Origin of the sequence: Solibacillus isronensis (genome assembly GCF_023715405.1) — a bacterium.
In the GTDB taxonomy this organism is placed as follows: Bacteria; Bacillota; Bacilli; order Bacillales_A; family Planococcaceae; genus Solibacillus; species Solibacillus isronensis_B.
Window position 1 is genome coordinate 781,428 of the sequence record NZ_JAMBOC010000001.1, and the last position, 24,282, is coordinate 805,709.

Annotated in this window: 24 protein-coding genes and 1 tRNA gene; 20 read left to right on the forward strand and 5 right to left on the reverse strand. The window is 37.6% G+C overall.

The window, feature by feature from the left end; genetic code table 11:
* The 5 genes from M3166_RS04020 (at position 1) to M3166_RS04040 (ending at position 8,278) form a co-directional block, all read left to right on the forward strand.
* Positions 1 to 2,202 carry a hypothetical protein gene (locus M3166_RS04020; protein WP_251687549.1) on the forward strand — a complete coding sequence of 734 codons (2,202 nt, stop codon included), beginning with the start codon at positions 1 to 3 and terminating at the stop codon, positions 2,200 to 2,202.
* Between the two features lie 20 nt (positions 2,203 to 2,222).
* Entirely contained in the window at positions 2,223 to 4,541 is a 2,319-nt protein-coding gene (locus M3166_RS04025; RefSeq protein WP_251687551.1) for a hypothetical protein, read from the forward strand.
* Between the two features lie 373 nt (positions 4,542 to 4,914).
* Complete coding sequence (locus M3166_RS04030) at positions 4,915 to 6,456, forward strand: hypothetical protein (RefSeq protein WP_251687553.1); 1,542 nt, start codon at positions 4,915 to 4,917, stop codon at positions 6,454 to 6,456.
* A gap of 8 nt (positions 6,457 to 6,464) precedes the next feature.
* Positions 6,465 to 7,703: a hypothetical protein gene (locus M3166_RS04035; protein ID WP_251687555.1), complete on the forward strand. Its 1,239-nt coding sequence runs from the start codon at positions 6,465 to 6,467 to the stop codon at positions 7,701 to 7,703.
* Between the two features lie 23 nt (positions 7,704 to 7,726).
* Positions 7,727 to 8,278, forward strand: a complete 552-nt coding sequence (locus tag M3166_RS04040; RefSeq protein WP_251687557.1) for a site-specific integrase — start codon at positions 7,727 to 7,729, stop codon at positions 8,276 to 8,278.
* A 66-nt stretch (positions 8,279 to 8,344) separates the two neighbouring features.
* Here the strand turns inward: M3166_RS04040 and M3166_RS04045 are convergent.
* A tRNA-Val gene (locus M3166_RS04045) sits at positions 8,345 to 8,417 on the reverse strand.
* 124 nt (positions 8,418 to 8,541) lie between these two features.
* Positions 8,542 to 8,763: a hypothetical protein gene (locus M3166_RS04050; RefSeq protein WP_251687559.1), complete on the reverse strand. Its 222-nt coding sequence runs from the start codon at positions 8,761 to 8,763 to the stop codon at positions 8,542 to 8,544.
* A 160-nt stretch (positions 8,764 to 8,923) separates the two neighbouring features.
* Here M3166_RS04050 and M3166_RS04055 point away from each other — a divergent pair, with 160 nt between their 5' ends.
* The 9 genes from M3166_RS04055 (at position 8,924) to M3166_RS04095 (ending at position 15,056) form a co-directional block, all read left to right on the forward strand.
* Positions 8,924 to 10,186, forward strand: coding sequence for a M48 family metallopeptidase (locus M3166_RS04055; protein ID WP_251687561.1), 1,263 nt, complete (start codon positions 8,924 to 8,926; stop codon positions 10,184 to 10,186).
* A gap of 86 nt (positions 10,187 to 10,272) precedes the next feature.
* Positions 10,273 to 11,058 (forward strand): GNAT family N-acetyltransferase, encoded by a 786-nt coding sequence (locus M3166_RS04060; RefSeq protein WP_251687564.1) that lies wholly within the window; start codon positions 10,273 to 10,275, stop codon positions 11,056 to 11,058.
* Positions 11,059 to 11,103: 45 nt separating this feature from the next.
* Positions 11,104 to 11,463, forward strand: a complete 360-nt coding sequence (locus M3166_RS04065) for a DUF4440 domain-containing protein (RefSeq protein ID WP_251687566.1) — start codon at positions 11,104 to 11,106, stop codon at positions 11,461 to 11,463.
* An 85-nt stretch (positions 11,464 to 11,548) separates the two neighbouring features.
* Positions 11,549 to 12,148: a protein kinase gene (locus M3166_RS04070; RefSeq protein WP_251687568.1), complete on the forward strand. Its 600-nt coding sequence runs from the start codon at positions 11,549 to 11,551 to the stop codon at positions 12,146 to 12,148.
* Between the two features lie 60 nt (positions 12,149 to 12,208).
* Positions 12,209 to 12,400, forward strand: coding sequence for a DUF6366 family protein (locus tag M3166_RS04075; protein ID WP_251687570.1), 192 nt, complete (start codon positions 12,209 to 12,211; stop codon positions 12,398 to 12,400).
* Positions 12,401 to 13,135: 735 nt separating this feature from the next.
* Positions 13,136 to 13,345, forward strand: coding sequence for a hypothetical protein (locus M3166_RS04080; protein ID WP_251687572.1), 210 nt, complete (start codon positions 13,136 to 13,138; stop codon positions 13,343 to 13,345).
* Positions 13,346 to 13,493: 148 nt separating this feature from the next.
* Entirely contained in the window at positions 13,494 to 13,994 is a 501-nt protein-coding gene (locus tag M3166_RS04085) for a DUF402 domain-containing protein (RefSeq protein ID WP_251687573.1), read from the forward strand.
* Between the two features lie 57 nt (positions 13,995 to 14,051).
* Entirely contained in the window at positions 14,052 to 14,456 is a 405-nt protein-coding gene (locus tag M3166_RS04090; protein WP_251687575.1) for an HIT family protein, read from the forward strand.
* Positions 14,457 to 14,486: 30 nt separating this feature from the next.
* A complete protein-coding gene (locus M3166_RS04095) occupies positions 14,487 to 15,056 on the forward strand; it encodes an AAA family ATPase (protein WP_251687577.1) in 570 nt (189 codons plus the stop codon).
* A gap of 31 nt (positions 15,057 to 15,087) precedes the next feature.
* On the opposite strand, the gene M3166_RS04100 is transcribed toward M3166_RS04095, so the two are convergent.
* Entirely contained in the window at positions 15,088 to 15,771 is a 684-nt protein-coding gene (locus M3166_RS04100; protein WP_251687579.1) for a VOC family protein, read from the reverse strand.
* Between the two features lie 191 nt (positions 15,772 to 15,962).
* Between M3166_RS04100 and M3166_RS04105 the strand changes: the two genes are divergently transcribed.
* The 4 genes from M3166_RS04105 (at position 15,963) to M3166_RS04120 (ending at position 19,550) form a co-directional block, all read left to right on the forward strand.
* Positions 15,963 to 16,841 (forward strand): helix-turn-helix domain-containing protein, encoded by an 879-nt coding sequence (locus tag M3166_RS04105; RefSeq protein ID WP_251690008.1) that lies wholly within the window; start codon positions 15,963 to 15,965, stop codon positions 16,839 to 16,841.
* A gap of 289 nt (positions 16,842 to 17,130) precedes the next feature.
* A complete protein-coding gene (locus M3166_RS04110) occupies positions 17,131 to 18,150 on the forward strand; it encodes a serine hydrolase domain-containing protein (RefSeq protein WP_251687581.1) in 1,020 nt (339 codons plus the stop codon).
* Positions 18,151 to 18,360: 210 nt separating this feature from the next.
* Positions 18,361 to 18,663: a transposase gene (locus M3166_RS04115; RefSeq protein ID WP_014822792.1), complete on the forward strand. Its 303-nt coding sequence runs from the start codon at positions 18,361 to 18,363 to the stop codon at positions 18,661 to 18,663.
* Positions 18,660 to 19,550, forward strand: a complete 891-nt coding sequence (locus M3166_RS04120; protein ID WP_251687583.1) for an IS3 family transposase — start codon at positions 18,660 to 18,662, stop codon at positions 19,548 to 19,550. The genes M3166_RS04115 and M3166_RS04120 overlap by 4 nt, the downstream gene beginning before the upstream one ends.
* 407 nt (positions 19,551 to 19,957) lie before the next feature.
* Here M3166_RS04120 and M3166_RS04125 read toward each other — a convergent pair whose 3' ends face one another.
* Entirely contained in the window at positions 19,958 to 20,884 is a 927-nt protein-coding gene (locus M3166_RS04125; protein WP_251687585.1) for an EamA family transporter, read from the reverse strand.
* 190 nt (positions 20,885 to 21,074) lie between these two features.
* Here M3166_RS04125 and M3166_RS04130 point away from each other — a divergent pair, with 190 nt between their 5' ends.
* Positions 21,075 to 21,878: an N-acetylmuramoyl-L-alanine amidase gene (locus M3166_RS04130; protein ID WP_251687587.1), complete on the forward strand. Its 804-nt coding sequence runs from the start codon at positions 21,075 to 21,077 to the stop codon at positions 21,876 to 21,878.
* A gap of 55 nt (positions 21,879 to 21,933) precedes the next feature.
* Complete coding sequence (locus tag M3166_RS04135; protein ID WP_251687589.1) at positions 21,934 to 22,827, forward strand: stalk domain-containing protein; 894 nt, start codon at positions 21,934 to 21,936, stop codon at positions 22,825 to 22,827.
* A 96-nt stretch (positions 22,828 to 22,923) separates the two neighbouring features.
* On the opposite strand, the gene M3166_RS04140 is transcribed toward M3166_RS04135, so the two are convergent.
* Positions 22,924 to 24,174 carry an MFS transporter gene (locus M3166_RS04140; RefSeq protein ID WP_251687591.1) on the reverse strand — a complete coding sequence of 417 codons (1,251 nt, stop codon included), beginning with the start codon at positions 24,172 to 24,174 and terminating at the stop codon, positions 22,924 to 22,926.
* Positions 24,175 to 24,282: the final 108 nt, after the last annotated feature.

Sequence of the window (24,282 nt, forward strand, 5' to 3'; positions counted from 1 at the left end):
ATGCAAATATTTCTAGAAAATCCGGTCACGAAAACTGAGCTTGAAGTGAAAAGCCAAACGATTAAAATGAAAGCATTTTTTAATAAAATCGTCATTCAAGCGGAGCAAGATGAACTGGTATCAGTTTCCTATGCGGATGTAAAATTTGACTGGCACGGTGGGACGTATGAAATTCCGTGCCTAGTAAATGCCGAAAATAGCTTTCTTATAACTTTAGAACTTGGTGAGAAAGGGTTCATTCGTATACTTGTAAAGCTAGATGAAAAGCAAATGATTCACGAGGAATTATTACTCGATTACACAAACTTTTATGTCGCATATGAAAACTGGAGTGAAGGGCTACCGCAGCAAGTAGATGCGATTATCGATGCGGTTCAAACCGGTGAGCTATCTTTAATGAAAATGTTAAATCCGATGAGCGGCTTTGACGAGGAAACGGTATTGCAAGAAATCGAAAAAACGATACCTTTTTTACTCGAAATTTCTGCTAAGCCACGTATGCACTTAATCGCACAAGAAGAAGTGCTAGATGTCAGTCTAGTGAAACGCATTAACGCTTCTACTTTACAGCATTTATCGGCCCACTCCGAGCATTGGCATTCACGAACGGTTACAGGGTTACGCCCTGCACGCTTAAAGGCAGAAGTGTATGAAGATGATTTCAACATTTATGAAAACGTCTTTTTCCGTATGACAATTGAAAAGGTCCAGCAATATTTAGCCGTTAAAGGACAGCAAATGCTATCGGCCATAGCACAAAAGGAAGATTTAGCAGATTGGTCGAGCTATTTAGCGGAAATGAACGATTATCGTAAAGTGGAAGTGCTAAAGCAAATTTTACCGGATATCGATTATGAGGAAAATGAATCGTTAAAATCACAATATGTGCGCGTTCTTGAGCAAATTCAAGCGCTCGAAAAGCAACTTGTAATTGTTCGTTCATCTGCCTTTTATCAAAAGCTAGACCGTAACCGCACAATTAATTTGCCGGTGCAGCCGACGAATATTTTAACAATGGACCATCGTTACAATGCAGTGTATAAGCTATGGAATACGTTATTAAAGCAGCAGCGTAAAACGCCAGAAACGGGAATCGACGGGAAAGTAGTCCACAATATTGATGGCTATTATGAGCTTTATACGTCGATTTCACTTCTGTATGCAATGCATTTACTTAACTATCGCTGTATCGAGTCGACCGTAGCGGTGAATGATTATAGTATTAAACTATTTGCAAAATACGATACCGGGGCTACGTATATGACGGTAACGACGATTGAAAAGAACCATAAAAAGATGCTTCAAATAGAGCTTGTTGAAAAATTAGCGGAAACACTTGCTGTACCAGAAAAGATTCGTCCGCAACTCGGTCTGTTTAGCGACAATCTCCATAATGATGCGCTTCGTTTCCATGAACCGCTAACGAGCGACGAGCAAAAGCAATTGTTGCAAATCGTTCGTGAACACATGCAACAACTACCGGTAAAAGAGCAGCGTGAATGGAAATCATTAGATTCGCAGTGGCGTGCAGACGTAACAGCGTTTTTACAAAAGTTCAAAACACCAAGAAAACAACTTTTATCAGTTGCCCCGTTATTCCAATTAATCGGCGCAGAGGAAAATGAAGTTGTACAGTTAACGGATCAATTAATGTCTTCGTTAATAGGGGAACAGCAGTATATTGCCTGTATGCCGTATAAATTGAAGTCTTTCCAGCTTACGAATGCTCGTTACTGGGCGCGTCTGCAAACATTTGGTGAAGCCTTTCATCATGAGGATGAAGCATTTGGGCAATACCGAACAGGTCTATTTTCCGTTAGTCAACAAGATTTTCATTCCGTACAACGCTTCATGAAATGTTTATTTATGTTTGAGCATCGTCTGCATATGGAATGGTCGCTTCCATATACGTGTTGTCCAAGCTGCCAATCATCGAATATTTTAAAAACGGATAACCATTGGCTGTGTCGCGAAATGACGTGTAGCTTAGAGTGGGGCACGACGAAATGTACCGATCGCTGCGGCGAATATTTTGCATGGATGCGTCCAACATTGCAGCGTCGAAAAGCGATGTCTTCAAATGGCTATGAGGCGTTAAAAGAGAAAGAGTTAATGTTTGGCTACACGGTGTTAACCGATTTTGTCAGTCGTAGCCAAGATGGTGTAAGTTATGTACCGGTTTGTCCAACTTGCGGTCAGTAACTTAAAAGGAGTTGAACAAAATGACTAATTTATACACACCTGAATCCGTTCAAGCGCTTGAATTAAAATTTGCGAAAGTGTCCTCTGAATTCGAGCAACATAAAATTTTGTTAGAGCGTCAAAAAATGCGTGCAAATCAGCTCCAACAGGCGTTAGAAATTAAAAACCGTCAAGCAGAGCAAGTAAAGGCGGAAAAAGAGCAGCTTGAAAAACAGATGGAGGACGTTAGTAAAGCAAAAAGCTATGTGAAAGAAATTGCATTCGAGCTCAATAAAAAAAATGCAGAGCTGCAGCAATTAAAATCCGAAAAAGAGCTTTATGAACGCAGTTACGAAGCCCAGCTAGATACTGTTACGAACGAACTGAAAACCTTAGAAACAAAGCATATGTATTTAGTAGAAGGCTTTGAAAAGCTGCAACAAGAAAAGAAAACAGCAGAAACCCATTACAATGAACTTCATCAGCAGATAAAAGATACTGAAGCTGAACACAAGCGATACGAGCAATCGATTAGCGAAAACACCTCTAAAATCGAAGCGTTACAGCAGCAAATAAAGGTAAATAATAGTGAAGCGCTGTTACTTAAAAATCAATACGACAACATCTTACAGCAAAGCGTGGATCTGCAATTAGCCTTCGAAACGCAAGTCATTTCACTTCAAGGTGAAATTGCGGCACTTCAAGAAGTCGAGCAGCAATTAAAAGACCAACTGGTAAATGCCTTAGCGGAAGCAGAATATCAAGTCGAAAATGCCGAGCGTTTGCAGGCAGAAAAACAGATGCTTGAAGAGCGTTTAGAGCAGGTATTACAAGAGTCCAGTAAAATTAAGCGCGGTATGCGCCAAACACAGCAGCAGGTAGAACATTTTAGTGCATTAAATGTCGAGCAAAAGCAGCAGCTCGAGACGCTCGAGCAGCAATTTAGCGAAGCGTGGGCAGAGGAAAAAAATGAAATTGTGCAGCAGCTCGATGAAGCGATGTACCAGCTCAATTGTGTAAAGGCGGAAAAAGAACAATTAGGACTTGAACATATAGCCTCAAAAGAAGCTTTACAAGAAGCTGAGCAAAAAATGTCAGCCCTGCAAAAACAACAGAAACAGCAAATGACCGAGCAGCAGCAAGCATTCACTGAGTTGTCCGAGCAGTTAGCCGGACAACTCGAAGTATTACAGCAGCAGGAAGGATCTTTACAGGTAGCGTCGGAAGAATTGCATACATTACAAGCCGAGTTGGAGGCACAGAGCGCTGAAGTAAAAATGTCGGCTACGAAATACAATAATTTGCTGCAAGAAGCGATTTGTAAAGACGAGATGATAGTAGAGCAAAAAGTTATTATTCAGCAAAAAAACGAAGCACTTACAAAGCTTCAAGCTGAAAACCAAAAAATAGAGAATAGTTATGCTACTCTTGAAGCTGAAAAACAACAGCTAGAGCAAAAGTTAACAGTGGAGCAACAAAGTGTTGCACAAAATGAAGCGGCTTTGGAGGGAAAACAAGCATCTGAGCAATTACATGCCGAGTTTAGTGAAACGACCCAGCATCTTGCACGCCTAAGTAAATCGAAAAAAATGATTCAGCAGCGCCTTGAAAACTATCAATCATTAGTAGCTAGTAAAAAGGAAGATCTTTCAAGATATGTACAACAGTTAAAAGATAGTACAATAACGATTGAATTACTTGAAGCGGAAAAGCAGCAATTACAACAGCGTTTTAACGAACAACAACAAGTGCTCGAAGCTTTGCAGCAGCAGGTAAATGGGAAATCTAATTTTGAACAACAGTTTAAAGCAGAGCAACAAACTAACGTACAGCTCTGTAAAACAATCGAAAATCTTGAACAGCAGCTAGAGCAACAGCTTGAAATGGTGCATAAATTATCAGAATCAAAACAAAAGCTACAACAGCAAAATAATGCATTAAACGATCTGCTCCAACAAGAAGTAACGGTAGCGGTTGAACAAAACAGTGAGCCATTAAAGCAGCAAGCAGAGCAATTAGCGGTGCAATATGCCGAGTTAATGGAGCAAGTTACTATTCAGCAAAAACAGATTCAACATTTAAAAGAACAAAACGCCAACGAAGAGATTCAGCAAGTAAATGAAAATTTAAAAGCTGAAAATGGAAAATTGAAGCGACAGATAGCTGCATTGACAGAAAAAATGAAAATAATGAAAAAAACAGAAGAGCCTCAGCAAGTTACTGCTCAAAAACGTTCACCTGTCTATCATCAGTTAAATAATGAAGTATTGGGAAACATGGCTTCTATTCACGATCAAATGCAGGTTCTCCAAAATATAAGAACTGTAATTGATGATGATTTTGATGAATTTTTAAAATGACGGAATGAGTAGGTGAAAAAATACTTTTCATCTACTTGAACTATTGATGAAATGTAAAATATAATCGATTCAAAAATTGGGTACCAACTAACCCTAGTAAACCTTTATAACGGTTTGCTAGGGTTTACTTAGATAGTCGATTTAGTTGAAAGGATAGGTGATATATTTTAGAGAGATAGGTGAGGAAATAAAGGTGTAAAAAGATACGAAATCTCACTTAAATTTCAAATGAACGATAAATTATATTCTGTGTAGAATTAGAATATTAACTATTATATTGTTTTTAATGGAGAATATTGAAATAGTAGGTTATCAACGCTTTATAATATAGTAAAAATGAAGATATTATAGTTTTACAGAAAGAGGAATTGAATTGGATGGGAAAATTTTAGCTCAAGGATTGCTTCAGTCAAAAGGGGATGAGCTGCGTCTAGTATATGCGCTTTTAGTGGAAACCAAAATGCATGAAATGATTGTTGCGAAGGCGAAAGACTTGTTCGACAAGGACGGAGATCATTTTAATGGAAATTTACAAAAGGAAATTAAGCGATTAGATACATATTCAGATGAAGAACTACAAGTACGCTTATTTTTATATTTGCTTAAGCAATTAAAAATTAATGGCGCACATTTTAATTTAAAAACAGAGATTGACTATGCATGCCAACAAATTGTAGAAAAAGCGCATGAGTTGCAATTGAAACAAGATAAGGATTATCAAGCTTTTGTCGTAGGACAAAATGACTTGGAAGCGGTGCTACTTGTCAAATATCAAATGCACAAAGTATTTCAATCCTTTGATGAAAGCTTAAAAGAAATGTCACCAGAGCAAACGGATGATTTTGTTGAACAAATCGAGCAATTTATCGCGAGCTTGCCAGAGCAAAAGCAGCGTGAAATTAAAGAAAAATTACAACTAGATGAGTTAACAAGTAAGACAGTGAAGCAGCTGGTCCTATCGCAAGGGTCGGTTGTTGTATTAGCGATTATCGTGGAAGTAGCCGGTTTTACAGCCTTTACGACGTTAACGTCTACAATGGCGGCGCTCTTTGGCCTTGTAGGAATTACCTTACCTTTTGGCGCCTATATTTTTGCGACATCCGCCTTATCGATTCTGACAGGACCGATTGGTATTGCTGCAATTATGGCCGGTGGTGGCTATCTATTGAAAAAGCAAAACGATAAAATGAAGCTTTCTTTTGTACCGATTGGCGTTGTTCAGCTGTTGTTGCCGGCTGTTATGGATGAAGCAGACCAGGTGGATTATGCGCCGTTTATTACCGAATGGTCGAAGTATTATGAGCAACAACAGGCATATAAACAGCGTATACAAAATCTAAATACACTGCGAAATAATTACCGAGAACAATGTAATCAAAGCTTAAAGTTAAAGTATGAACTAACTAATTGTTTAAATAATCAAGAAATGGAGTTCGATACAGCTTTTGCTGCTATAAAAAATGAAAGTACGTCGATTCCGATAGATGAACAATCCACTCGCTATCAAATTCAAACAGTAGAAATCAATAAGTTGAATGAGCGAATTCAACATCAATTAGGGAAAATTGCTGCGAATAATCTTCAAGTTGGTTTTTGGAATTTGATTAAAGGTACTATGTCCAATGTATCTGAAAAAAATGAACTCAAAAAAATTGAAGGTAAACTAGCTACAAAAGAAAATGAACGTGTATGGGAAGTAATCTCGATGCAGCCGAGCAAACTTAAATCACAATGTGAAAAAATAAACGGTGTAATAGAAGAGCTAACTAGTCTGCGTGAAGAAATCAAACAGGCAAATGATCAGTACTTGCAATTAAATCTTGAAGTGGTTAGCTATTCAAATCAGATTGAACAAATCGAAAAAGAATTGAAACAATATCAAAAAACTTGTTACGGCTTAAAGGATATTGAGTGAGGATATAAATGATTAAAAATGAACAATTTTGGCAACATTGGCGTGCTGGGGAGTTTGAAAAGGCGCTAAACTGCTCATTAGGACAAAAACCTAAAAAGAAAGGGGCCTTATTGCGCGGTATTTCTGAAACGAATGCGATTACTGGGATTAGCGCAGGGGAATTTTTGTATGATTATCTGATGATTGATCCAACCGTCGTCAAAGGCATTGATTTTGCAAGGGCAGAAGATTTATCACATTTATTTCATCTGTCAAAATTCTCCAACACAATCGATACAACGGTTGCTACCGGAGACATGGCACAGCTACAAGGGTATGTAGCCGAGCAAATGATTGCACAACAGCTAATTGCAGTAGGACATGATGTGTCGTTTCCTGAAACGTCCAATCAGCCTGGCTGGGATTTGCTCGTGGATGGTCAGCCATTTCAAGTGAAGTGTGGACAAGATAAACAAATTGTAGAAACACATTTAGAAAAGTATCCGGATACACCGGTAATCGTCAATGAAGAGCTAGGTGCTTATTACACGGACAATCCTTTAGTTATGACCAGTTCCGTTTCACGTGAACAAGTGTTGGTAGATACTCAAAAAACATTGCAGCACGCAGAGGAATTACTCGATTTTCAAATTCCTTGGATTGCTGCGGGGGTTAGTACATATACGAATGCAAAGCGCATGCGCAAGGATGGTATTACACTTAAAACAGTAACACGTAATGTCGTAACGGACACAGTAAGCCGTACCGCACTCGCAGCTACAGGAAAATTGGCACTTGGCGCAGTTGGCTCCGTGCTCTTACCGGGAGCAGGTGCGATTATATTCCCGGTGGTCGGCGCATACGTCGGGGTGGCACAAGGCGGGAATTTAGCACGCTTGATAAAACGCCAATTTGCAAGAAGTGAGGAAAAAACCTTTTGTCTGTCGTTGCACGCGCTCATTGATAAAATGCAACACATGCTTGCTGTAAAAGAAGGGATAAAAAATGATAAATGGCAGCTGTTAGTTGGCATGCTACCGAATCCGACCCAATCTCCTTTAGACAAAGAGCATGAACGCCGCCTTAAATTGCTAAGCAATGTAAAAATGGAGCTAACATCAATTAAAAAAACCGTAGATGAAAATCCGCTTCACGCATTTGAACGGATAGTACAGGTGCTAGGAAAAGTAGGAATACATGCCTTTACATTACGTAAAGAGCTTTCAGAAGTAGAGCAAGCAATGGTAGCGTATGGGAAGAAAATTTGAAAATGTAAGTAGGCGTATGTGTAATGGTTACCACTTGGAATTATGTATGTTTAGAAAAAACAGAAGACGTCCCTAAAAGTGGTTATATGTTTACGACATTGAAAACAAAAAACTCAAAACGTCAAATTCCGATTCCTGAATTTGTGCTTAATGAATTACGGACGCATAAACAGCACCAAGAAGAGTGGAAGGGATTAGTTGGACAGTTATATGAAGATAACGACTTAGTCATTTGTACGAATACGGGGACCTTACAAGATCCACGAAATGTTGTTCGGGTCTTGAAGCGGCTTATTAAAAGTACAAAAGTACCTAACATTCGTTTTCATGATATTCGTCACACACATGCATCAATACTCATTTCAGAAGGTGTAGACATAGTTAAAATTTCAAAGCGTTTAGGTCACGCCAACCCTAAAATTACATTAGAGTTTTATGCGCACCTATTGCCGAATGTAGACAATGACATTGCAGACATTTTTTACAACGCAACGCAATCCAAAATAACACTAAATAATTGGAAAAAATCTTGCGGACAAATTGCGGACAAATCCAAAAATCCAGGTGTAAGTTAGAAAGTCTCCTAAAAAGGAAAAGCCCGTAAACATTGATATAACAACGTTTACGGGCATTTGAAATGATGGTCTCGACAAGTCTCGAACTTGCGACCCCCACCTTGTCGAGGTGGTGCTCTCCCAGCTGAGCTACAAGACCGTGATAAGGAACATATATAACAATGTTCTTACCTGTTATTATAGCAGTTTCAGAGGGAGCGGTATATAGAAAACTGTTATATTTTTACTTTTATTTTTATTGAATCCTACAATTTCCCCATAGATCAACGTCTTTTCTTTTTATCGTCTTTTAATAAAGCTTGTTTTTTATTTACTTTTTCCAGGACGACATAGACGTGGTATTTACTCTCTTCGATTTGAACAACATTTACAACCTTTCCTTTACGACCTTTTATTTTTAAATCCTCATCTACTTCAGGAATACGTTCCAAACACTGGCTTAGGACAGGCGTATTATTTTCCAAATAATGAACAGCAAACAACATGATTAAGCGCTCCTTGTTAATTCGATTTTAAATTGAGTCAATTTATGAAGATTCCAAGATGTATAGAACCATCAAAAATTGAAATTGACCAACTCGATAGAAATGATTTCCACATTTCAATAATAGGATATGGTAACGAATGAATTGAGGTGTAGAAGGAATGACAAAAAAATGGGGTTTACTGGCTGTTTTTGCATTTGGACTGTATGTTGTCGCAATGTATTTGTATTTTTTCCATGGACAAAATAGTGGGATTCCAGCCGCTCTTCAAGGAACGGCAGCAGATCCAAGCACTTTTCTTACAACACAGGAGCTGTTATTAAGTGAGGAGTTATCGAAAGTAAGAAATTTCCTGTTCTTTATCACGACGCCGTTGGAATGGCTGCTTTACTTCGTTATTTTAATTACGGGAATTTCACGTTTGTTTGAGAAATGGAGTGCTGAACAATTTAAATGGTCCATATTCAGAACAACAATGTATCTGTTCTTCCTGTCCTTGCTGTTGTTCATCCTCCAATTCCCGATGGACTATTACCGCTATACGCTTAGCAAAAGCTATGGGATCAGTACGCAGATTTTCTCCTCATGGATGCGGGAAAATATAATTGATTTTTGGCTGGAGTTTGGGATGTCGGTCATCATGATAGCAGTTCTTTATTGGCTTATCAGAAAAAGCCCCAAAAAATGGTGGCTCTATGCATGGGCTTTGACTGTACCGTTTTCAATCTTCCTAATGTTTATTCAACCTGTCGTCATCGATCCGATCTACAATGATTTTTCTCCTTTAACAGACAAGGAATTAGAGACGAAAATTCTATCTCTCGCTGAGCAGGCGGACATTCCATCAGACCATGTGTTTGAAGTGAATATGTCGGAGAAAACGAATGCTTTAAATGCCTATGTGACAGGAATCGGCGACAATTCCCGGATTGTGCTGTGGGATACGACATTAAACCGGTTAACCCATGATGAAATCCTGTTTATCATGGCGCACGAGATGGGGCATTATTTGCTGAAGGATATTTATATTAACATCGCGGTTTATATATTTATGACGCTCATTGGACTTTGGCTGATCGCAAAAATCATGCCTTGGATGATTCGTCGTTACGGACCGATCCTGAAAATTAAAGAAATGGGCAATTTAAATTCATTGCCGTTATTTTTGTTAATCTCATCATTTTTACTTTTCTTCTCTAGCCCATTGTCCAATGCGATTTCACGTTATCAGGAAATTCGTGCAGATGAATTTGCTATTGAGCTTGTAGAAAACCCTGAAGCAGCGATTTCATCGTTTCAACAGTTGACAAAAGCCGGTCTTAGTGAAGTAAACCCGCCAGCACTTGTGAAATGGTTCCGTTACACGCATCCGCCAATGTTAGAAAGAATCGATAAAATTGCAGAAGAAGTTGATGAGGATTAAATAAAAACATGTATAATTAGTTTACTATATCTATAAACGCTTCAATTTTTTGTAATAAATGTTTGAGGCGTTGAAAGGAACTGGCTATGGACAAAAACGAATGGATTTCACTTTTTCACAAAGAATTGCGCCAAGAAGCTGTAACACCAGGATTTATAAGGGAAGAAACCGACCATGTTGTTCGGCACATTTCAAAATTTAACGAAAGCGGATTTATATTAGCTTCTAATGTAAATGAAAGGTCGGCAAGGGAAGTAATTCGAAAGGAGCTAACTTTTTTCGGGAACCTTAAGCAAAGTTTCGAATGGAAAGTGTACAGCTATGACAAACCTGATAATTTGACTGAATTACTCAAACAAGAGGGATTTACGATTGATGATCAAGAAGCACTCATGGTCGTGAAATTATCAGAAAGTCATCCTTTTCTTACAAATTACGATCTGCATGCAGTAAAGGAAATAACGGATGAACAGGGCATCCATGATGTTATTGTGCTAGAAGAGGCGATCTGGAATGGATCCCATACAGAGCTTGGGGAAAGACTATGGAGAGATAAGCAAAATAGTCCGGACTCGCTATATATTTATGGAATTTATGTAGATGGTCAGCTTGTAAGTGCTGCTTGGATGTACTTAGAGAATAATTCGTCCTTTGCCAGCTTATGGGGAGGCTCAACGCTTCCGCAATACAGAGGCAATGGTTATTATTCAAAACTCTTGGCTGTTCGTGCACAAAAAGCTTATGAGAAGGGGTATTCTTTCCTGACAGTTGATGCCAGTCCAATGAGTAAACCGATCCTTGAAAAGTCTGGTTTTAGTTGTCTAGCATACTCTTATGGTTGCCAATCACCTAGTATTCCTGTACCAGATTAGGATAATACTTTTTACATTAACATGAACAGAAAAGGTGATTGGAAAGTGGAGAATAAATCAACATTAGAAAGACATTTATTTCAATTAGAAAACAAATTGTTGTTACCAGAAATTCGGACATCAAAAGAGGAGCTTACGAACTTACTTTCAGACAATTTTTTTGAATTTGGAAGCTCAGGGAAAGTATTGTACAAAGATGAGGAAATTAGCGCAGCGACTCTTGGAATCGTAAAAATGACAATGAGTGATTTTGAAATACATTTAATGTCTGATGAGATCGTTCTAGCAACGTATCGAATTTATAATGAGCTAAACAACCAGCATTCATTAAGGAGCTCAATTTGGAAATTAGTCAATGGACAGTGGAAAATGCATTTCCATCAAGGAACAAAAATCCCACTATAGTTTTCAAGCGCTATTCTTTTTAAAGGATTAGCGCTTGATTTGCAATAGCGAGAACTAAATACATAAATGATTCGGGGATGGAGAAATGAATATTTCTAAAGTAGTAGAAAACATAGAAGGTTTGCTTAAACAAGCTGACATGATAGGAATCGGTTCAACGAGAAAAGTTTATCGTTTCGAAGATATTGTCATAAAAACATTTTTACATTCTATTGGTTATGCCCAAAGTAAAAATGAGGATCAAATGTACAAATCATTGGAAATGCAGGGACTGGAGAAGCATATTGCGCCAATTCTTTTTTTGAGTGAGAAATATGTCGTTCAGCCTTTTTATGAACAACTCCCTCTACACAATCACTGCTCTTACGATATTGATTTAGAGAACGACCCAAGAATGTTGGAAGATTTAAAAACCGCAATCGAAGTCATCGATCAAGAACTCGATGGCTTTGATTTTAAAGATAGTGGAAATTACGGGCTAAATGAAGAGGGGTATCTTGTTTTAATTGACTATGGAATGACAAAAAAATTATATGAAGAACAATGGGTCCCATTAGCAGAAGCTGGTACATTGCCTCAAATACGATTTGAAAAATGTCGTGTCTGTAACATAGAAAAAGAACTTCGGATGTATGGAGAAAAAGATACAGATAATCGCTGTATGACTTGTGGAAAAGATTATTAATTTTATACTGGATAATTATGTTAAAACGTAAACGAGTGTTGTTTGTAGGAGGAATCTATATTGAATAAAGATCAAGAAACTCCAGAAGCAAGAAGAGAAAGATTAAGGCAACAAGAATTAAAGAGAAATCCGGCAGCTATGCATGGTGGCGGATTTCAAGATTTAATCGGAGATTTAGGGTGGAAAGGTACAGGAATTCTTTTTCTTATAATAGTAATCGCTATTGTAATTTATTTAACATTTTTCAACTAAAGGCGCATTCTTATAGACCGAGGAATACAAACTTTGGAATCTTACATAAAAGTATTTTAAAGGTGGTTTAGATGAAAATCTATTGGTTTTTAGTTTTGCTATTTTTTCTGCTCTGGATTGGGATTTCACATCAATATCCAGATCCGAGCTGGTGGTCAATTTTTTCAGCGAATCGCTCAACGCATACCCCCTTATGGAACAGGTGTCTTTAATCAAAATCGAGTTGATACTTCTTATTTTTGGGGGAGTAGCTTACTTTCTACATCGTTTTATATGGAATGTCGTGGAGATAAATATAAAATAGTTAATACTAGCTCGGTTTATTTATATTGAAGTGAACGAACAGATTTTTGCTAATAGAGTAACGGATTATCTTTTGGATGAATTGGAATATATTTAGAGTGAAATAGCGTCAGTGGAGGGCATTTATGGATTCCTATGCCTAAATTTTATGTTGTTGTAACCTATACAAATGAACCTTACGTTTAATATCTTTACTTTGCACATGACAGGGTACTACAGTTCGAATACCAATCAAATGACGGTAATTCAATTCGGATACCATTAAACGAGCATTTCCTATATGAAGATAAAAACGAGATTTATAGAGTAGCTAGACAAAGTAATGTACTGTTTATTGAACAGGAAAAAAATTAGCGCAGCCACAATAAGTCTTAATACCTCTACTTTATTTAATGATATAATAAAAGGATCTATCAAGATGGAGTGGTGGAAATGTTATATGATGGCGGTGGTATGGGCGTGTTTGCTTTATTCGGGTTGTTACCAATTCTAATTAACTTAGTTATCATTATTTTTGTGATTTATTTTATTGTCAAAGCGATAAAATTTATGGAAATGAAACAAAAATTGGATCAAGAAAAAAATGAAAAAATCGATCAGTTAATTCAACTGATTCATCAAAAGAAAAATGATAATATTTGATTTAAAATGAGGAGCATTACCTTGAGACGGGTAATGCTTTTTTAGTTCCAAAAATGTCATAAATTCAGTTTGGTAATTTATGTTAATATGAATAGGAGTAAAAAATACTTAGTGTGTTAAATTTAAAATGTATTCGGAGGAGAGTTATTTGAATAATATCTTGAAAATTAAAGCGTTGAAGTTTCCAGATATTCCTCATTATGAATGGGAAGGGGAAATACTAGAAACGACACCTGAATACATACTTGTTTTATGCAAATCAGGGAGGAAGTTAGTGCATCATTCTAAAAATGAAGTTTACACGATTAATAATACGTCAATAGAATATTTCCCTTTCAATAAATGGTTTACCGCAGCGTTGGAAGTTCAAGAAGGGGCCGTTGTTTCAGCATATTGTAATGTCGCAATGCCTTCAAATTTAAATCAAAACGAGCTTAGTTTTGTAGATCTGGATTTAGATTTTATAAAAAGGGAAAATCACGATTGGGAAGTTGTGGACGAAGATGAATTTGAAGAGAACAGTATAAAATATCTGTACCCTGAAGAGTTAAAACAAGAAGCAATCATGGCATTAGAACGATTGAAAGTAGAAGTTGATGAAGGGAACTTTCCTTTTATAAAAGAATTTACTTCTATTTTAAAACCATAATAAACGCTAAACTATTTCAGAACAAGATAGTAAATTAGTAAGGATGTGTGAAACAGAATGTATGATTGTATATTTTGTCATCCAGAATTAGAGCCAACTCAAAATATTATTTTAAGCAATGAACATTGTTGGTTTTTACAACTAGAACAATCCCAACAGAAAGGAATCCAACTTGAAGGTTCTGGCGTAATAGTACCTAAAATCCATCGAGAAACTGCGTTTGACTTAACAATAGATGAATGGAATGCCACATATATACTTCTTCAAGATGTCAAAGATTACTTGGATAAGATGTACCAACCTCAAGGATATAATCTGGGGTGGAATTGTGGAGAGATTGGAGGACAGCATATTTTTCATGCTCATTTTCATGTTTTACCAAGGTATACAGATGAACCGCTTGCAGGTAAAGGCATCCGGTACATGTTTAAAGGTGAGACGAATAGAAGGGGAAATGGATAATATTAAAGTTTAATAAAAGAGGTTTTAAATATGAAAAGATTAGTAATTATAACAGTGGGCAAAACCCATTCCGGAAAAACTACATTTGCTCATGCTTTAGAAGAACAATTAAGCAATTCTTTTGTAGTCGACCAAGACAACCACGCTGAATTTCTTAATACTTATTATAAGAAGTTACAACGAGATGAAGGACCAAATATACTTAAACATTCACTCTCTAAGTTGATGGTCGATTATGCTAAAGAACATACAGATTTTCATTTTATTATTTGCAACTCGAATCGAAGCCTCAAAGGTCGAAAGTATTTACTTGAGGATTTATTCCCAGCTGAAGATTTTGTAAGGATATTGGTTCACTTTGATATATCGTATGATGTACTCCATTCCAGAGTAAAACATAGTCAAAGAAGTACAAATATATTTAGAGGTCCAATTAAAAATTTTGATGAACTGCTTGTTAGACAGCACGAAGAATCTCTCAAAGAAGATATAGTGGATCCAACAGAAAAGGAGGCCGACCATTTATTTGTCATTAAGGATGACAATGATATGGATTTAGTAATTAAGAGTATAATACATATTGCACAAACGAGCTTGTAGGGCCAAGCTCGTTTTATTATAGTGAGCATTTTCAAACTCGATTTGAACTCATCAATTCCAGATTTTCATCAATTTTCAACGATACTCCATCCGCTAATAAAACCTCAACTGGGAATATATCAGCATTCTTATTTGAGAAGTACCATGTGCGGCCTTCATTTACGAATAAAAGGTAGGATGCATCTTCACGTGCCCCCATAAATGTTAAACCTTCTGCCGTAATTTCTTTATGGTCTCGTTCAAAAATAGATACTTCATGAAACGCTGATACTGATTTTAATTTATCCTTTACGACAATACTCATCTCCGACACCTTTTGAAGAGATGAAGCGGTAAACGGTACCGCACTTTGTTTAGCATCTGAAAGGCGGCAAATAAATTCTACAATATTTCCTGCAGGGTCCTCAAAGTAAATCGATTTCGCATCAATCCCTTCAAAGTAAACGTCATCTTCACCTTGTTCTTGCGATAATGTTACTTTTCCTTTAGTCCATTCTTTCGCTTCTTCAAATTGATTTGAAGGGATATCAAAAGCAAAATGATAGAATGGCTTTTCATTCAAAGGAGCCTCTATGAAAGTGACTGCCGTTTCTCCAACATTCATTGTAAAGCGATTCCGTTCTTCTGAAAGTATAGGGAATTGCAGGTTATCTAAATAAAATTGTTTTGTTGCATCAAAGTTTGAAGCGTACATCGTAACATGTTTAATTTTCATAACATTTCCTTCTCTCAATCTGTGATAACTCTAAATTACCATGTATTCGTCAAATACGAATCGTTAAATAGACTGAATTTTCGCTTCTATCGCATGCGAAAGTTTATGTTAAAATATGGATATAAAACTTGAGCAAGATTTATCAAAAAATTCTTCTCTACATTCGTTATGATGATTGTGAGGTGAGCAAGTTGTATTACAGTGAAGTAACGCAAAGAGTCATTGCATTTATTGAAAGTAATCTAACTGAAGAAATTCAACTTGATACTTTCCCATCAGTCATTGGATATTCAAAATATCATTTATTGCGCATTTTTAAGCATGAAACTGGTAAGTCAATTGGTGAATATATTCGTGAGCGGCGATTAGCTACCGCTGCAATGCTTCTTCTGCATTCAAATGAATCTATATTGACGATTGCCTTCATATTTCATTTTCAATCACAGGAAGCCTTTACGAGAGCTTTTAAGGAAATGTACTCCTTGCCACCGGGAAAATATCGAAAGCTTATGCGATCCGTACAAATGATGGAGGAGGAAAAAGAAATGAATGAAAGTAAAGAAGTTAAAGGGTGGAGTTTAAGTGGATCGAACCCTGAGTTATATGAAATAACGGTCGATTCAGATGTTTTTCATACAGGGACAAAATCAGGACTACTTTATTCTAAAGGTGATATAAAGCAGCAGTACTTTGCTACAATGATGCAAGGTTTTCAAGCGGAGGACTATAAGGGGAAACGGTTAAAGCTTTCATGTTTCCTGAAAACAGAGAATGTTTTTAAATGCGGGGCTTGGCTTCGAATTGACAATGCCATGGGAGATACAATTCAATTTGACAATATGGACAATCGATCGATACACGGAACATCAAATTGGAACCACTATTCAATCGTATTAGATGTTCCGGAAGAAAGTTCTTCTATTTACTTTGGCGTTTTACTTATAGGGCAGGGAAAGGTATGGGCTGATGGCTTCCGTTTTGAAGAAGTAACGTTAAAAGAGCCGACAACAAATATGCTGGACGTTGAACATTTGCCAAAACAACCAAGTAATTTAGATTTTAATGAGTAATAATAGAAATTAAGCGCATTTCCAGTGTAAGTGGATTTGCGTTTTTTTTGTCTTATTTCTTAGGCAGACGATAAGCATTTTATGTAAACTAAAAGTGAAATGGACAAGACAGAGGGGTGTTTTGGGGACTATTAAAAGCGGTCCTTTTTTATTTGAAACTTTTATATATGGAACAATGGCTATTATGTTAAAATGAAATTGCCAAGTTTTGTTATTCCGAAAATACCATTCGGAAAATATTAGTTAACCAGTTTTTATCTGAACTCATTCAAATTTGAAGGGAAGTAAGATGAAAATGAATATGTTAAACGAAAAAGTAATAGCAGTTATGAATGAAGTTGATTTTTCAGGCAATGTTTTAGTAAAACGAAATAATGATTTATTACAGCAACACAGTGACGGTTTTGCGAATCGTACACATAGCATTTTGAATAATGAGCAAACGCGATTCGGGATTGCTTCCGGTTGCAAAATTTTTACAGCAGTAGCGATTTGTCAGCTTGCAGAGAAGGGCCAGCTTTCATTTGATTCGAAGTTATCCGATATTTTGGAAATTCCATTTCCCCGATTCGATGAGGAAATAACTATCCACCATCTGTTAACACATACAGCCGGGATACCGGATTACTTTGACGAAGAAGTAATGGAGGATTTTGCGGATTTATGGGTAAGTCAGCCAATGTATTTGATGCGAAACGGCCTTGATTTTTTACCGTTGTTCCAGCTTGAACCGATGAAGTTTAAAGTAGGCGAGCGCTTCCATTATAATAATGCAGGCTATATACTGCTCGGTCTTGTCGTTGAACAGGTGAGTGGCAAAGGCTTTGATGTTTATGTGACGGAAAATATATTCAAGCGTGCAGAAATGGAGCAGTCAGGGTACTTTGAACTGGATGCACTGCCTCGAAATACGGCACTCGGCTATATTGATGAGGAAGACGGCTCATGGAAATCGAATATTTACTCTGTTCCCGTAAAAGGAGGGGCGGACGGCGGAGCTTTTATCACTGTGGAAGATATGCATCGCTTCTGGCAAGCATTGATGAAATTTGAACTCTTAGGCGAAGCGATAACGCAGCAATTGTTAACGCCATATATAAATACGGATGATGATTATGACCGTTTTTACGGCTATGGTGTATGGATTGATAAGAAGGAAGATTGTATCTCGAAATACCATGTGATGGGCTATGACCCCGGTGTGAGTTTCCACTCAGCATATTATCCGGAAAGTGGTTTGGTTAGTGTCGTCTGTTCAAATAAAAGTGAAGGCGCTTTTGACGTATTTAAGGAAATTGAAAACATTTAGTTTTGAGCCAACTAGCTGGGGCTAGTTGGTTTTTATTTTGGGGGTACAGTTTTCTAATATCCAGCTCTGATCTTTTAATATAATCGTTCAATATTCTAATAAACCATCAAAATGTTCAAATAACCTCCATAGAATGAGGTTAGTATAAAAAATGGACACGTCTTAAGAGACACTTTAAGATTAAGATATCTAAAAAAGGACGTGGAACCCATGAAAGAAAAACAAACTCGTAAGCGATTAGACGCACAAACAAAAGAATACATTTTAAAGTCTGTTTTAGAAGATGGCGCAAAAGTTTCAGATCTGGCATTTAAGTTTGAAATCGGGTCTTCAACGATCCATAAATGGATTAAAGATTATCGTGAATCGAAAAATCAGGATGTCACACGATACTTTACTTCTAGCGAAGTAGATAAGTTGCAGGCAGCGTTTGATAAGAAGTTACGCGATTTGGAAGAAGAGAATGAAATTCTAAAAAAGGCTATGCACATCTTCGCGAAAAACCCCGAGTGATTTATGCCTTCATTGAAAAGCATAAAAACGACTTTGGCATTGCGATGATGTGTAAAGTATTGATGGTTTCAAAAAGCGGGTATTATGATTGGCGTAAAAAACAGATACAGCCCTTATCGGAAAAAGAAGTACGTGATACAGAGATTGCCCGTCAGATTCATCGATCGTATGCGAGGAGTTTTGGTACATATGGTAGCCCTCGAATTGCGCAAGACTTAGCGAGTTTAGGTTATGTCTGTTCGCAAAAGAAAATTGCGAATATGATGCGAAACCTTGGGTTAAGTGCCATAATCCCGAAAACTGTTCAACGAACAACGGATTCCAATCACCATCAATTTATTTATCCGAATCTAGTCAAACGTCAATTTCAAGTAAAAGAGAAAAATAAAGTATGGGTCGCAGATATAACTTATATCCGAACACTGGAGGGGTGGGTGTATCTTGCGTCAATCATGGATTTATATTCTCGTAAAATCGTCGGCTGGGCCATCGCAGATCATATGGAAGAAACATTAGTAGATCAAGCCTTGAAGCATGCTTTAGCAGTTCGAAAACCCGAGAAGGGATTAGTTCATCATTCAGATCGAGGCGCACAATATTGTGCCACAAGCTATACAAGAACTTTAAAAGAACATGGAATTAAAATTAGCATGAGTCGTAAAGGAGATCCCTATGACAATGCGTGTATCGAATCCTTCCACGCCACAATCAAAAAAGAATGGATCTATCGTAACCGTTTCGAATCCAAAAAAGAAGCAAGAAAGAGCGTGGAGTCATATATCGTAAACTTTTACAATGAACGACGACGTCATTCAACAATCGGTTATTTATCACCAAACCAATTTGAGAGAAATCAACAGGAGTCTGTTTGTCAAAATGCCTCATAAAGTTCTCTTACAGGGTTTTCATCCCTCCATGCCCAGACCTGGGCATGGAGGGATGAAAAGCAGAGCAACCGAAGGGCGGTAGCAAAAAAAGTCTCTTAACGTTTGTCCGAAATATTGACGGAAGACCAGAAGTTCTAATATCACTCTCAGATTTTCTAATAACTGCAGATTTGTTCTAATAAGAGTTTTCTAAAATCTCTCCGAAATGTTCAAATAACCGGTTCAACTCTTCTAATAAAAGTCGCCAATATTCAAATAAAAACCAAAACAGCTTCATCAAACCCTAATATTTCCCGGAAACTAACTTGAAAATCACACCCCTTACCACAGTTTTCAAATACGCTTCCGAATTCTTCCGCAGATTTCGGAAAAAAAGCGCTGCACACTCCATGCGAGCACTTCCTCTATCAAACGTCTACTGCCTCATCCTCAACCTTCTCCCGATCCGCCTTCAACGCTATATAAATCATCATCACTAAAATCAGTGAAGTTCCGAGCCACTGGAATCCGCCGAACGGTTCCTTCAGCCATAAAACTGTTGCCAGCACGGCAGTCAGCGGTTCAATATTGCCAAGCAGGCTTGTTTCCTTCGCAGTAAGAGTTTGTAGGCTTTCAATGTAAAACCAGAATGCCAGCATCGTGCCAAAAATAATCACAATTACTAAATAAAATACTGTCGCGCTTGTCCAAACCGATACATCCACATCCCATGGAGGCTGCACAAAACTCATTGTCAATCCCGCTATAAACATCGCCCAGCCAACAACGACAAGCGAGTCGAAGCGTTTTAATAGTGGAATGACATAGAGTGTATAAAATGCCAACGTCACACCGGACAATAACCCCCAAATAATTGCAGGGAGCGGTACAGCAAATGCGGAAAGTGAACCATTTGTTAATAAAAAGAAGCTTCCGCTAAGAGCTAGCACAATTGTTACCGCATCTTTTTTCGTGAATTTGGACAGGCCACGCACCGTTACCCAAATAATAATCATGACCGGTGCCAAGTATTGCAATAATGTTGCGACCGCTGCATTGCCTTCTTTAATCGAAGCCATATATGTATACTGAACCCCCAGCATTCCAATAATCGCAAAAACGAATAAGCGGAATGCATTTCGTTTCTCACGCCAAATCTTGAAAATTTGCCCCCGATCTTTAAATATTGCCTGGGCAATTAAAAGAAGAATACCGGCAATGACAAGGCGTGTTGACACAAGCCAGTTCACTTCAATGCCAAGAGAAAACAGTTGTTGTGCCATCGTTCCGCCGATACCCCAGAAAAAACTGCCACTCACAACTAATAAAAAGCCAATCATTCGTTTGTTTTTCATGCCAAACCCTCACATTATGTATAATTACTTCATTGTAACGAATTATTATTCGAATTGCTATATCGCTATTTGGACGACGGTCTTTCAATGTGTTAAAAACCTAACTGCTATTTTAATATAATAAAAAACCGCGATGTCCCTTTTTCGGTACACAAACGGACATATAGATAGAAAAAGGAGGTGAATAACGATGTTAACAATTAGTGCAGGTCACTACGGAAAGGGGACAGGCGCATCAGGTTACATGAATGAAGGAGAGGAAACTGCCTCGCTTGTGCAGGAACTCGGGAAAAAATTGCAGCAAAAAGGTGTGAAGGTCAATGTAATTATCGATAAACAATCTAAAAGCCAGCAGCAAAATTTGACGTATTTAGTGAAGCAGCATAATGCAACACAACGCGAACTTGATGTCAGCATTCATTTTAATTCTGCACCCACACAGCAAAAAGAAGGGATAGGGACAGAAGTGCTGTATGTAAATCCTTCTATATCATCATTTGCGCAAAAGATGAGCACCGAAATTGCGAAAGCAGGAAAATTTAAAAATCGCGGGGCAAAACAGCGAACGAACTTGGCATTTTTAAATGGCACAACGAAAAAGGCTATTCTCATAGAAGTATGTTTTGTCAATTCAGAGCAAGATGTAAAGTTATACCGGTCCAATAAAGACCAAATAATTGAAGCAATTGCCGAGACATTGAAAAGCTATTTTCCAAATACGGCACCACCAACGCCGACACCATCACCACCAGTAAAACCGACACCACCGGCACCAAAACCGGACCCGCAAACGATTACGAGCAAGGCATTACAGCAAAAAGTGGAAGCAATTTTCAATGAAAAAGAAGCTGTACGTGAACAACTTAAACAAGGTGTACAACTAGGCGCATTTCAGCCATTATGGTTGGAAAACTTTGATCTTGGTAAATTAACGTTATACGATTATATTGCGCTCACAACATTGCAATTTCAAAAAAATAACTTGAATATGTAACCTTTTCCCCCTTAAATCGACTAATGTAGTGAAATTACCGAAAGGATGGAACTATATGAAAAAAATTGCACCTTTAGCATTATCTGTACTGCTACTTGGAACCGTTACTGCTTACGCTGATCAGCCAACAACAGAAGGGACTGAAGAAGTGGAAAAAGCAGGGACATTTATCCAGCACAGAGGGAATATTACTGCAGTCGAACAGAGGGGAAATGCCAAATTATTTACGGCAGAACTTGAAAACAATGTGTTCAATTTCTATGTAGATGACAAAACACTTGTTTTTGATGAACATGGCAATGAAGTGGAACTGAAAATTGGTGATACGATTTCACTTTCAATTTATGCGGATCAGCCAATGATCTTAATTTATCCTCCGCAATATGCACCACCTGTAGTGATTGTGGAAAAAGATGATACTGCCAACTCAGCAAAGATCACACAATTTGACGATAACTTCTTAAGTGATGATGGAAAGTTAAAACTGAATTTAAATGAGGAATCGGTCATTATTAATACAAAAGGCGAAAAAGTGTCTGCAAAGGAATTGAAAAACTATAGCGCAATTGTATTTTACGGACCAACAACAAAGAGTATTCCAGCACAGGCAGCACCAGAAAAAATCATTGTATTCCCAAAACTTGAAGAAGAAGTAGAAAACCCTGAAATAGCACCAGAAATACAGGAAATAATTGGAGAAGATTACAAAGAAGTCGATGGCAAAATCATGGTGCCGTTACGCATTGTCACAGAAGAACTTGGCTTTAAAGTCACTTCAACAGGAAATGGCGCGGTCATTTCAAAAGATGCTTTGTCGTACACAATTACACGTGGCGAGAAAACATATGGCCATAACCGTGCACTTAAACATTTTGACGTTGCACCAGCATTACTGGAAGAAAACAAAACATATGTAGAATATGATTTTGTTAAAGAGTTACTGAAATAAAATGAAATTGTGCAAGGGCTAAAATTCATTCGTCATATGGATTTTAGCCATTTTTTATATTAAAAAGGTGCTTTGAAAACTCAAAGCACCATGTTTTTAATGTATAAAGCGAGGCTGTTTCTTTATTAATATTACAAATAAACTTGCCATGACACAGCAGACACCGGCCATAAAAAATGCCCAAGTATAAGTATTAAAATAGGAATATAACATACCCCCACCATATGCGGCAGTTGCGGCACCTACTTGGTGAGATGCAAAAATCCACCCGTAAATAATCGCGCTTTTATGTACTCCAAATATTTGTCTCGAAAGATTGATGGTCGGCGGTACAGTCGCCACCCAATCCAATCCGTAAAATACAGTGAAAACAAGGATCCAAGTCAGATTGCCTTCCATTAACGCAAAAGGCAGCAAGACAAGAGAAGCACCTCTAAACAAATAATACCAAAACAGTAGCCAGCGATTATCAATACGATCGGATAGCCAACCGGAAAGTGTTGTTCCTACCATATTGAAAACGCCCATAAATGAAAGCAAGGAAGCCGCAGTCACGATAGGTATGCCGAAGCTGATACAGTATGAAATAAAATGAGTCCCGACAAGCCCGTTTGTTGAAAAGCCGCAAAAAAAGAAACTTCCTGCCAATAACCAAAATTCTTTAGCACGTATAGCATCGATCAACCCTTTAAATGCGAGAACAATGGGATTGCCTTTTGATTGATCATCCGCGGCCTCTACTTCCTCTGTCTGTCCATATGGGAGGATGCCGATTTCTTTTGGTGTGTTTCTCATAAACAAAAAGATGAGGAAAAACATTACAGAACTAATCGTTATAATTAAACCAATTGCCCATCGCCACGAGTAATTTTCGATGATTGTGGCTAATACAGGGAGGAGTATTAACTGACCCATTGCCGTACTCGCTGTCAGAATCCCTGTTGCAAGTCCTCTTTTTTCTTTAAACCAGTGATTTGCTACATATGGACTTAAAACTGTTAAAAACAGACTGGAGCCAAGTCCGATAATTACTCCCCAAATAATGATCAGTTGCCATGATTGATTCATCAGGAAAATTAATAGAAGACCAATCAGTAACGTCCCCATTGAAGCAAGCATCATTTTCTTTAATCCGAATTTTTGGAGCAATGCTGCCATGAATGGTCCAGCAAATCCGTAGAAAAACAAGCTGATTCCAAAGGCTAGAGAAATCACTTGACGATTCCAGCCAAACTCTTTTTCAAAAGGAGTTAAGAAAACTCCTGAGGATGCCATCGCAATCCCGGCGGCAATAATGGAGCAGAATGATATAGCAAGAATAATCCAGCTATAATGAATTTTTTTCAACTGAACACCGCCTTTATTTACTATATTTTAATTTTAAATAGAAATGGATCATATGTAAAATTATATTTTCAGATTGTTTTGAAAATATCGTACGGACTTTTGCTAACT

What these genes read in the sequence shown, in the direction of transcription:
- M3166_RS04125 (WP_251687585.1), bottom strand. Translation starts at nt 20,884, where the DNA reads ATGAAAAACAAACGAATGATTGGCTTTTTATTAGTTGTGAGTGGCAGT.
- M3166_RS04090 (WP_251687575.1), top strand. Translation starts at nt 14,052, where the DNA reads ATGTATGATTGTATATTTTGTCATCCAGAATTAGAGCCAACTCAAAAT.
- M3166_RS04100 (WP_251687579.1), bottom strand. Translation starts at nt 15,771, where the DNA reads ATGAAAATTAAACATGTTACGATGTACGCTTCAAACTTTGATGCAACA.
- M3166_RS04135 (WP_251687589.1), top strand. Translation starts at nt 21,934, where the DNA reads ATGAAAAAAATTGCACCTTTAGCATTATCTGTACTGCTACTTGGAACC.
- M3166_RS04130 (WP_251687587.1), top strand. Translation starts at nt 21,075, where the DNA reads ATGTTAACAATTAGTGCAGGTCACTACGGAAAGGGGACAGGCGCATCA.
- M3166_RS04070 (WP_251687568.1), top strand. Translation starts at nt 11,549, where the DNA reads ATGAATATTTCTAAAGTAGTAGAAAACATAGAAGGTTTGCTTAAACAA.
- M3166_RS04115 (WP_014822792.1), top strand. Translation starts at nt 18,361, where the DNA reads ATGAAAGAAAAACAAACTCGTAAGCGATTAGACGCACAAACAAAAGAA.
- M3166_RS04080 (WP_251687572.1), top strand. Translation starts at nt 13,136, where the DNA reads ATGTTATATGATGGCGGTGGTATGGGCGTGTTTGCTTTATTCGGGTTG.
- M3166_RS04035 (WP_251687555.1), top strand. Translation starts at nt 6,465, where the DNA reads ATGATTAAAAATGAACAATTTTGGCAACATTGGCGTGCTGGGGAGTTT.
- M3166_RS04050 (WP_251687559.1), bottom strand. Translation starts at nt 8,763, where the DNA reads ATGTTGTTTGCTGTTCATTATTTGGAAAATAATACGCCTGTCCTAAGC.
- M3166_RS04055 (WP_251687561.1), top strand. Translation starts at nt 8,924, where the DNA reads ATGACAAAAAAATGGGGTTTACTGGCTGTTTTTGCATTTGGACTGTAT.
- M3166_RS04025 (WP_251687551.1), top strand. Translation starts at nt 2,223, where the DNA reads ATGACTAATTTATACACACCTGAATCCGTTCAAGCGCTTGAATTAAAA.
- M3166_RS04020 (WP_251687549.1), top strand. Translation starts at nt 1, where the DNA reads ATGCAAATATTTCTAGAAAATCCGGTCACGAAAACTGAGCTTGAAGTG.
- M3166_RS04110 (WP_251687581.1), top strand. Translation starts at nt 17,131, where the DNA reads ATGAAAATGAATATGTTAAACGAAAAAGTAATAGCAGTTATGAATGAA.
- M3166_RS04060 (WP_251687564.1), top strand. Translation starts at nt 10,273, where the DNA reads ATGGACAAAAACGAATGGATTTCACTTTTTCACAAAGAATTGCGCCAA.
- M3166_RS04040 (WP_251687557.1), top strand. Translation starts at nt 7,727, where the DNA reads ATGGTTACCACTTGGAATTATGTATGTTTAGAAAAAACAGAAGACGTC.
- M3166_RS04095 (WP_251687577.1), top strand. Translation starts at nt 14,487, where the DNA reads ATGAAAAGATTAGTAATTATAACAGTGGGCAAAACCCATTCCGGAAAA.